Annotated in this window: 8 protein-coding genes; 1 reads left to right on the top strand and 7 read right to left on the bottom strand. The window is 45.6% G+C overall.

The features are described 5' to 3' along the window. Positions 1 to 132: 132 nt before the first annotated feature. A complete protein-coding gene (locus H6G62_RS17300; protein WP_190497385.1) occupies positions 133 to 1119 on the top strand; it encodes a hypothetical protein in 987 nt (328 codons plus the stop codon). 3 nt (positions 1120 to 1122) lie between these two features. On the opposite strand, the gene H6G62_RS17295 is transcribed toward H6G62_RS17300, so the two are convergent. The 7 genes from H6G62_RS17295 to H6G62_RS17265 form a co-directional block, all read right to left on the bottom strand. Then, positions 1123 to 1617, bottom strand: a complete 495-nt coding sequence (locus H6G62_RS17295; RefSeq protein WP_190497383.1) for a hypothetical protein — start codon at positions 1615 to 1617, stop codon at positions 1123 to 1125. A 356-nt stretch (positions 1618 to 1973) separates the two neighbouring features. Further along, positions 1974 to 2483 carry a toll/interleukin-1 receptor domain-containing protein gene (locus H6G62_RS17290; RefSeq protein WP_199325074.1) on the bottom strand — a complete coding sequence of 170 codons (510 nt, stop codon included), beginning with the start codon at positions 2481 to 2483 and terminating at the stop codon, positions 1974 to 1976. A gap of 439 nt (positions 2484 to 2922) precedes the next feature. Then, a complete protein-coding gene (locus H6G62_RS17285) occupies positions 2923 to 4884 on the bottom strand; it encodes a hypothetical protein (RefSeq protein ID WP_190497379.1) in 1962 nt (653 codons plus the stop codon). Between the two features lie 5 nt (positions 4885 to 4889). Further along, positions 4890 to 5330: a hypothetical protein gene (locus H6G62_RS17280; protein WP_190497378.1), complete on the bottom strand. Its 441-nt coding sequence runs from the start codon at positions 5328 to 5330 to the stop codon at positions 4890 to 4892. Positions 5331 to 5395: 65 nt separating this feature from the next. After that, on the bottom strand, positions 5396 to 6622 hold the full coding sequence (locus H6G62_RS17275) for a hypothetical protein (protein WP_190497376.1): 1227 nt from the start codon (positions 6620 to 6622) through the stop codon (positions 5396 to 5398). 245 nt (positions 6623 to 6867) lie between these two features. Next, complete coding sequence (locus tag H6G62_RS17270; protein WP_190497374.1) at positions 6868 to 7125, bottom strand: BrnA antitoxin family protein; 258 nt, start codon at positions 7123 to 7125, stop codon at positions 6868 to 6870. 2 nt (positions 7126 to 7127) lie between these two features. Further along, a complete protein-coding gene (locus tag H6G62_RS17265; RefSeq protein ID WP_190497371.1) occupies positions 7128 to 7394 on the bottom strand; it encodes a BrnT family toxin in 267 nt (88 codons plus the stop codon). Positions 7395 to 8468 lie beyond the last annotated feature (1074 nt).

Raw genomic sequence — 8468 nt, 5'->3', positions numbered from 1 at the left:
CTGGAGGCCCTTCAACAGCGGGTTGACCAAGAACTCGCCCGTCTGACGCCAGAACAAGTGCAGTCCATCACGGGCTATGACTTCATTCTCGATGCCCTACTCCAAGCTGAATTCCAGAAATCAGCCTAAATTATGCTCAACTTCATTTTTTATTGGTATAAGGTCATTGAGGCAACCGAAGTAGCATTAAATAAGTGCAAAAGTAAGTCCGACTATGAGACAGTTATCTCATTTAGAGCTAAGGCATTTATCCATCAAGAGAAATGGCAGGAAGCAGAACAAGAAATACAGAAATTAAAAGAATACGCTCCATTGCGAAATGTCTATTATTTGGAAGGTTTTCTAAATCGAAAACAAAGAAAGAATCAGGACGCTATTAATTCTTACTTAGAGGCACGTAGGTACGGAAGAGATGATGAAGCCCTTAATCGAGAACTTGGGCACTGCTATTTCTTCGTCGGGGAGTACGAGAAAGCAAATAACTGTGTTCAGAAGGTATTACAGAGGCAACAAGACAGAAAGCGTGTTAATTTTTATGCCTTAGATTTACAGGCTCAAATAGCTATAGCACTAGGGGATGAAGATCTCGCACTGGGATCTATTGATCAATTGAGGGATATTGATGAGTCTGCATACTACTATCGGAAATCAAGGTTTGAGTTTCTGTTAGGAGATAAAAATGTGGCGGAACAATGTGCTGAAAAAGCTAAATCTAGTAACAAGAACCCTAGATTTCAGACTTTGGCTCATTTAGCGTTATGCAAAATAGTAAATGAAAAAGTTGATGAAGCAGAGAACATATTGAACGAAATAGACCAAAACCAACAGTTTGGAAAAACCAATTTAGACATTCGCAAAGGGCTACGAACTAGACTTGCAATTGCTCGTAAAAAATATGAGGACGCTTTTCATCTCAGCAATGAGATAAGAGATAGGACAAGTAGATCCTACAAAAACATTCGGCGGGATGTATTACAAGGATACTTAAACACTTGCGCCTTACCTGATAGTGAACGAATCAAACTTAATGCAGAGTTAACAAGACTAAGAACTGAACTAATAAACATTAATGAGGCTGACTTGACACCTGAGATCGATAATTACTTCGATCTTGATTAAGAGTTAATCAACTCCCGCAATAGTAGCAAGAGCCTTAGCATACTGCTCTAACCCTTGTCTAAGGTTATCTAATTCTGAGTAGAGAGTACTTTCTTCAGGCCAATTTTTCTCATGCTCCTTGAAACTGAGTGTTGTAGGTTTCTGCGCTTCCCAAGCTTGTAACGTTGGATGCCATTTTGCAAGAAAAGGACGTAAACCATTGTTCAGCACAGCAATAGCAATGCCTCCTACGGAATCATGAGAAGCTCCAACATCTGGTCCTGCATCTTTAAGAATTTCTCGAGTTGTTCCAAAAAGGCTATAGAGCGATGTCAGTGCTTCCCGTAAAAGTCCTTGATCAGTTTCTAACGGTTGCACAGCTACTCTGGTAACAAGTTCAACATATAACGACCAAGCTGCTCTACGCTCCGTGGGATCAGCTTCCCACTCGGCTGAGCCAATTCCAAACGGAAGGCTGACTGATACTTTCCTCAAAACAGCAGGATCTTTACGAGCCACAATGCTTATCTCCTCCATCTTGTTCGCTTTTACCTATCCTACCGCTCACAGCCCTTGGTAGGAATTAAGGTTGTTAGGAAAGTCGAAGGCTGCGTTATAGCGGTTCCTGGGTAAGTGAGGTACAGATTCAGATCTGAGATCCCTATGTGGCAAGGGTTTCAGGACTTGTGCTGTACCTCATGGGATCAAAAAACGCTGTAGCTCAATCTCTACAACCAATAGATAGCTTTGCTGCGCTGTCCTCACTAGGATATGAATCCGCCAAACGTCTTAGCGTTGAGCGGCGTGGCATTCCGTTGCTTCACTCGGTCAGGCCACTTCTGCTCCAGCACTTTGTTGGGCAGCCTACAGCCATACTAAGCACTTCCCTGAATAACCGCTACGATCTCGCTGGCGATTTCGCTAACAGTGTGTGTGCCGGTGCTGCGTGCGACTTTGTCCGCCAATGAAGGGCTGAAATCAATCAACTCCTGCTTGGTGATCTCGTGCCAGATCGGAAGAATCACCTGGTCGCCAGAAACTGAGCGTGTGACCAACCCGTCGAGCTCGTAATTGGTCCACCCCTTCTTGAAGAAGGACTTTGAAAGCACAACAATTCCAAAACGACTGCGGGCCAGTCCGGCATCAATTTTCCGGCGAAGGCTGTCGCCGATCTTGAGATTCAACTCGTCATACCACACGGTAAGTCCGCCTGTCTTGAGCGCGTCTACCAGAGGTCTAACGATCGGATCTTTGTCTTCACTTGCGTGTGAAATGAAGACATCGAACTCCCTGTCTTCGGCTTCCGCTAGGGAGGACTGGGGTGGACGGTTGTCGTGAAGAAGTGAGGGGATCTCGGATAGTGGTCTCTGGCGCATAGCAGGCATCCAACTTATCCCGCTTCTACTGCTTGTCCCACTTGTTCCACTTCTCCTTCTCCCCGATAAGTAGTTGGGTGTGGAGTATGCCCCATAGCTGAGACTGCGGCTACCACATACAGGGCAAGCCGCCCTTCCGCTCGCCGTACGATGTCCGTTTATTGGCGCTGTGCACCTAGCCATTGAGTAGACCTCTTATCTGCTAGACCTCTTATCTGCAATAGACCGTTCAAGTGAAGCGTGAAGTAGGCACTCGTTACTTCACGCCACTCAACCGAAAGTGTGGCAAATGTATAAAAGTCTAGCAAGGCTCCTTAAGGGCTAGGTAGCATGCGGGTGCCTCGGACTTGGCCGTCCCAACGACCAAGATAAGCGGCGGCAGATAACCTATGCCTCACACCCAGGATCTCTCGCCCGTCCGCTTCATCGACTTGTTATGTCGCGATCGCTACCTAGCTCCGTTATTTAACGGTCGATGACTTTCAAGCAACAATTTTTCCACGCTACCCAATTGTTTATCAACTTCTTGTTTTGCCTCATCCCTCACAAATTTGATGATGCGTTGCCGCATTTCTAAGGAAACATTTGCTCCGTACCAAGCTCCTATTACAGCAGCAAGAGCATTCTCCATCACTTCTTCACTTTTTAGTGCAAAATTAAGAAATCCAGTGGAATGAGCCAATTTTCTGAGAGGAGTAGGCACTTGATCAACTATTTGAAATCCAACATCCTCATAAACTCGATAAGCCTGAGTAACCTTTGATATCAAATCCCCACCAGGAGATTCAGGCATAAAAAACTCAATCGGAGAGATTTCCAGGTTTAATTTAAAGCTACCAACAGGTAGCCCGTATCGTTCTCCAAGTTTTCTAATATCCTCTCTCAACGCACAATTTGTGACTTCACTGAGACGATTAAGAGCAGGCTCAAAAAGACTTCTGTGACCTTCGTTGAGCCATTTGCGGTACAGTTTTAATGAATAGTTGTATAAACCACCTTGTTCACGCAGGTTTAATTCTCCATCTTTCCATTGAGCAGCCATTGGACGCCAAACTGCATGAATCCAGGATTTACGGAAGTGATATGCAATTTCACCCACAATCGGATTCAATTCAGAAAAAACTTCCGAATCAATGTTGGAACTTTGAATTAGTGTTATGGCATCGCTGTAGAAATTCTCGACGTTTACACACCATTGCCCATAACCTGCTAAACCACGAGCTATGCTAAGTGATGGCTCTGGATCTTGAACTAGAAGCGCATTTGGAAACGCTTTGCCCGTTTCACTTCGGAGTTGTTGAATATTTGAGCCACCACCCGTGATGATAACGACATTTGGATTGCCAACCAACACCGACTCTTGTAGCTCTTTGAGTAAAGAGTGATAGCGATCAAGCCAGGATTCACCATCTTCCCAAAAATAATTATCTACGAGACAATTGTGAAGGTTGGTGGAAAGAAGAAATCTCCAACAACCCTCAGCCCAGTCTCGCTGCTCGAAAAATTTGCTTGGATTGACATCACAGCCAAACGTGTACTCTTTAGCAAGACGACAGAGATAAAGTAAAAATTGTTCTTCTCGCCGATCTTCTCGAATTCTTCTCTCAAATGTCTTACCTTCCAGATATTCCCTGTAAATTGTCTTTCTCAATTGTTTGTCAACTAATCCAAGCCCTAAATCTCCACCTATTTCTATTTCAAAAGGCTCAAGGTTATCTAAAACAGTCACATCTGTTGTGGATGATCCAATATCAATTAAAAGCACCCGTTTATGTATCAGTTCACGAAGTTGCTGTTCAGAATCTTGATTGTTAGATTTTCTAGATATATCAAGAGCCTGGATTAGTGCCGCTCTAGACTCTGGCACTACATGGCAGACCGGAAGCTCCTCGCTATCTAAGAAGTGCTGTTCGTAAATCCCTCGCGATTCCTCACTCCAGCTAGACGGGCAACCAATAAAAATTTCACAGTCTTCGGCAATCTTAGGATGTTTTTTGGAGAATTCTTGAAAGAATGTCTCGACAAATGACAAAATATCGTCTCTGCGAAGTTTCCATCGTTTCTTGTCTAAAGTTGGGTCGCTCTTAAAATTAACTTCCAGTTCTATGACATCAGGGCGTATAAACGCCTTTTCGCCGATAACTATTTCATCATCAATCTCTGCTATTACTGTGGGAGTCGTATCTTTTTGATTTAATGAAAAAATAGATCTACTCGTTTCTAATGAGCATCCACTGGAGATGTACGATAAACAACTCTCACCATCACCTAGATCGAACCCAATGATGTAGTTTCTTGCGGGCTTTTCAGTAATGACAGTTCCACCCACATTCAGGCTGGTAATTCTGACTCGTCCATAAGGTGCATGAACCCCTACATTTTTCATAGACTCACTTGAGCTTCCAGCCATAGTTGCTAAGATCCCACATTAAGATTATGAATAGAAACTGAGCCACCACCGTAAACTACAAGTCCGATATTTTCAGCAAGTTTTCCTAAGTTCCGAGTCGTTGGTTCTTGAACTTTCAAAGTACTGACAATCTGGTTAATAGCTTCCTTAAGCCTTTCATCTGGGTCTTCAGCAGCGGTAGCGGCAAGTGTTCTTACTGCCTCTGCTACTTCGGGATCTGACTTCGCTAGCGCTTCCACTTCCAAAACAGCCTGCCCATAATCCAAAGGCTGTTGGGGCACTTTCTCAATAGCGGATATTATTTCAGGCTTACGTCTTAGCGAGGTAAGAAATTTTTCGCTTGATTCAAAAACCTTCTCCCCAAGTTTCTCGCCTGTTTTCTCCAAAGCTTTCGTCATCACAGTAGTTGCAACTGCTGTTGCTGCTGCCAGCATAAGTGGTTCCATGTTTTTCTTTCGTTTTGAGTGATGTGCCTTATTCTACATTCAGCTTCAAGTCTGATGATAGTTGTCTACTTCAATTCGGTAATCGAAACAGAATCGATTGACTTGCGAATATTACTTTCCAGTTGGCTGATTCGCGATGTCACATCGGCTAGCGCTGATCGTTTCAAAAGCTGGAAGTCTGAAAAAATGCGCTCACGAAGCTTAGGCTTTTCCTGTTCAACCTTATGAGAGTAAGTGAGCAGATCATATGCAATTAGCCCTCCACCTACTATAGGTCCGGCAAATTTTCCAGCAAATTTCACTGCTCCTGCTGCACCAACCCCCAACAGTGAAGCTGCTTCCGGTCCAAGTCCTGCAATGACAGGCTCAAGTAGTCTGACAGCCTGACCTTCAAAGAACGTACTAACTGTACCTGCAAGAAGAGCATCGGCAAGAACATAACCACTAGCAAGTGACGTTCCTGCAAGAGCAGAGCCGGATATTGGATCACGTTTAGCTGCTTTCTCAGAAATCCTTGCTAGGTAAAGATCCCACTGTTGTTGAGGAATCTTTAAATCTTTCTGAGCAGCAGTCAGTTTCTTGTTCAGATCAAGAGCATAGAGATTAGTTACTTCAGTCGTTAAAACTTCAAGTCTTGATTGGATATCTTCAGGACTTACAACACGGCTAGTAAATTGTCTGTTAAAGTCTTGAAATTCCTTTTCACTGATATTTTGTCCTGTCACTCCTCGCCATACAGCAAGGACCTCTCTACCCTTCTGATTGAAATAGTCGTAATACCAGCTTAGGAAATCATCATCTACGCGAGCCTTTAGCTCATTGAGCCAACTGTCTAAGTCCCTCGAAGCAAAATCTTCAGCAGCAGCACGAGCTTCTGCAAGAGCTTTCAGTGTGCGTTGATTAATTTTTTCATCAAGCAGAGAATCCTTTCTATCAACATTGACCTCTACAGGAATATTCTGCTTTATGGAAACTTGAGGTGGGTCAGGAAATTCTGAGCGCTGCGACCATGAGTAACTACTCCAAGCACTACCCAAATAAGGAAGAATAACGATGAAAATTAAGGCGAATAAAATCAAATAACCAGCAAGACTGTTCCAACTTAAAGCAAATTTCCACTTGGAGCTGATGTCTTCTTGAACATCTATTTTTAAAGCTTTTGGCTTTAAATCCTCTGAATCCTTCAACTGACTTTTTTCTAAAGATTCGGATTGAGCCTCAACTATCTTAATCGACTCCTCCTCAGCATCTTCTGCTTCAGATCGTAAATTGGGATTTAGATCCTGACTCATAGAATACCTTCCTTCTTTACTTTCAGTGACAAAAACAACTTATAACTGTGCTTTTAGGTACTCCTCTTTCGGTTACTTTCACAAATCTTGATTCTGAATGCAAACAGATCAGCCTCAAACCACGTCCTAACTAAGAAACCAAGCGACATAACGGCCAAGCCCACCGGACGCAGACTACCTTTGCCACCCTACCAACTACCTTTCGCCGTTCCGGTGCGGCGACTTGTTAGCTCTCAGCAACAGCTTTACCTCTCAATGCGTTCAAGTTCTTCACGAACTACTTTTCGTAGGGTTTCCTCAAGGGGTTGGCGAATGGCTTGAATATGTTGACGTAGGGCTTCATTGATCAAGGTTTGATAGTTTCCCCCGCCTGCACTATGAACCTGTTCGCGAAACCATGCCAGGATGTCATCATCAAGCCGGATCGTGATACGTGTTTTGCCTGATGGCGTCGGGTCAACCGCGCCTCGCTTTCCCTGACTGAAATCGTATTCAGCTTCCATAGTTATCCTTCCTCGTATTGCTGCCGCTCTTGTCTACTTGCTTTGCGGGCTGAGATGATCCGAATCGCTTCGCCTCGCAGGGTATAGACTACTACCAGGATCCGACCGAACCCATCTAGTCCAATCGTGACGAATCGCTCTTCGTCAAATCGCTCGTCTGGAATGGTAAGGGCTAGATCGTCGGAGAAAACGGACACAGCATCAGCAAAGTCAATGCCATGCTTACGCAGGTTGGCCGCTGCCTTATCTCTATTCCACTGGTAAACCATCTCAATTATAGTATGTACATCCGTGCATACTACCAGAGGCAGGCTCAACTATAGCTTTACGGCTTCCTCTCACCATCTGTAGAAACCGCGCTTTATCTGGATTACAGGCCAACAAAGCTTCAGCAAGAACAGACTAACTTGATGGATACCTCAACCGGGGACTTGAGGGCTAACGTCAAGATGAACGGCGGCGCTGTGGGCCTTGTGGTTGTGATCATGGCTCCTTGGCCGTCCGTTCCATCGGCGTGTTAGCCCAGACCTCCCAGGGGACAGCGCTAGGGCGCACACGGGGGATGCAAGGGGCCACGGCTGGCTGTGGTGGTGGTGGCCCGGTGGCCATGGATGCACGGGAACATGGGGCCCCATGTCAAGCGCTCCCACCGGGGTCTACTGGGTAGGCTGGGGTCTCTGCGCTTTACATGGGGGTTCCCGTGCTAGCCTCTCTCGGCTGGCCACCTCCAACCACAGCCAGCGGCCCCGAACGGCTTGCCGGGGGACGCTGGCTATCGGGGGCTATATGTTGGCACCGTCTGTAATACGGTGCCCAATTCACAACCCTTGCACACCAAAGGTTTCAGCCACCGAAACAGAAAAACGTGGCTACATAGATGCACACAATCAGGGCTACATGTGGCACAACTGGGCTACAATGTAGACACAGATTTCATGGGGTTCCACGATGAAACAATCCGTCCACTTTCGGCTTAGCCCAGACCTCCTCGATGCCCTCCGCACCCGTGCTGAATCCACTGGCCAGACCTTGACGGGGGTAGTTGAGTCCTTGTGTTGGCGTTCACTTCACACCAGCCCTCAGCCTGACCTGTCAGCAAGGGTTTCCAAACTTGAAGATGAGCTTGCAGCACTCAAGGCGTGTGTACAGATTTCCACAATTGTAGACACAGAAGACAAGCCCCCCGCTACTAACAGGGGGTTGAATTCCCCAACCGTCCAACCTGTAGCCACAAAAACACCCACAAACAGGGCTACAAACAGGCGTACTAAACCTAAGCGGCGATAGGCGGGGACTGGGGGCTAACTATGTATTAAGCGTCAGATCCGATGGATAACCCCCAC

This window comes from Phormidium sp. FACHB-1136, from assembly GCF_014697375.1.
Classification (GTDB): domain Bacteria; phylum Cyanobacteriota; class Cyanobacteriia; order Phormidesmidales; family Phormidesmidaceae; genus Nodosilinea.
This window is presented reverse-complemented; position numbering and strand designations above follow the sequence as displayed.

Bases quoted from the DNA above. Each gene is read 5' to 3' on its own strand.
- H6G62_RS17270 (WP_190497374.1), bottom strand. From the start codon at position 7,125: ATGGAAGCTGAATACGATTTCAGTCAGGGAAAGCGAGGCGCGGTTGAC.
- H6G62_RS17265 (WP_190497371.1), bottom strand. From the start codon at position 7,394: ATGGTTTACCAGTGGAATAGAGATAAGGCAGCGGCCAACCTGCGTAAG.
- H6G62_RS17300 (WP_190497385.1), top strand. From the start codon at position 133: ATGCTCAACTTCATTTTTTATTGGTATAAGGTCATTGAGGCAACCGAA.
- H6G62_RS17285 (WP_190497379.1), bottom strand. From the start codon at position 4,884: ATGGCTGGAAGCTCAAGTGAGTCTATGAAAAATGTAGGGGTTCATGCA.
- H6G62_RS17275 (WP_190497376.1), bottom strand. From the start codon at position 6,622: ATGAGTCAGGATCTAAATCCCAATTTACGATCTGAAGCAGAAGATGCT.
- H6G62_RS17280 (WP_190497378.1), bottom strand. From the start codon at position 5,330: ATGGAACCACTTATGCTGGCAGCAGCAACAGCAGTTGCAACTACTGTG.
- H6G62_RS17290 (WP_199325074.1), bottom strand. From the start codon at position 2,483: ATGCCTGCTATGCGCCAGAGACCACTATCCGAGATCCCCTCACTTCTT.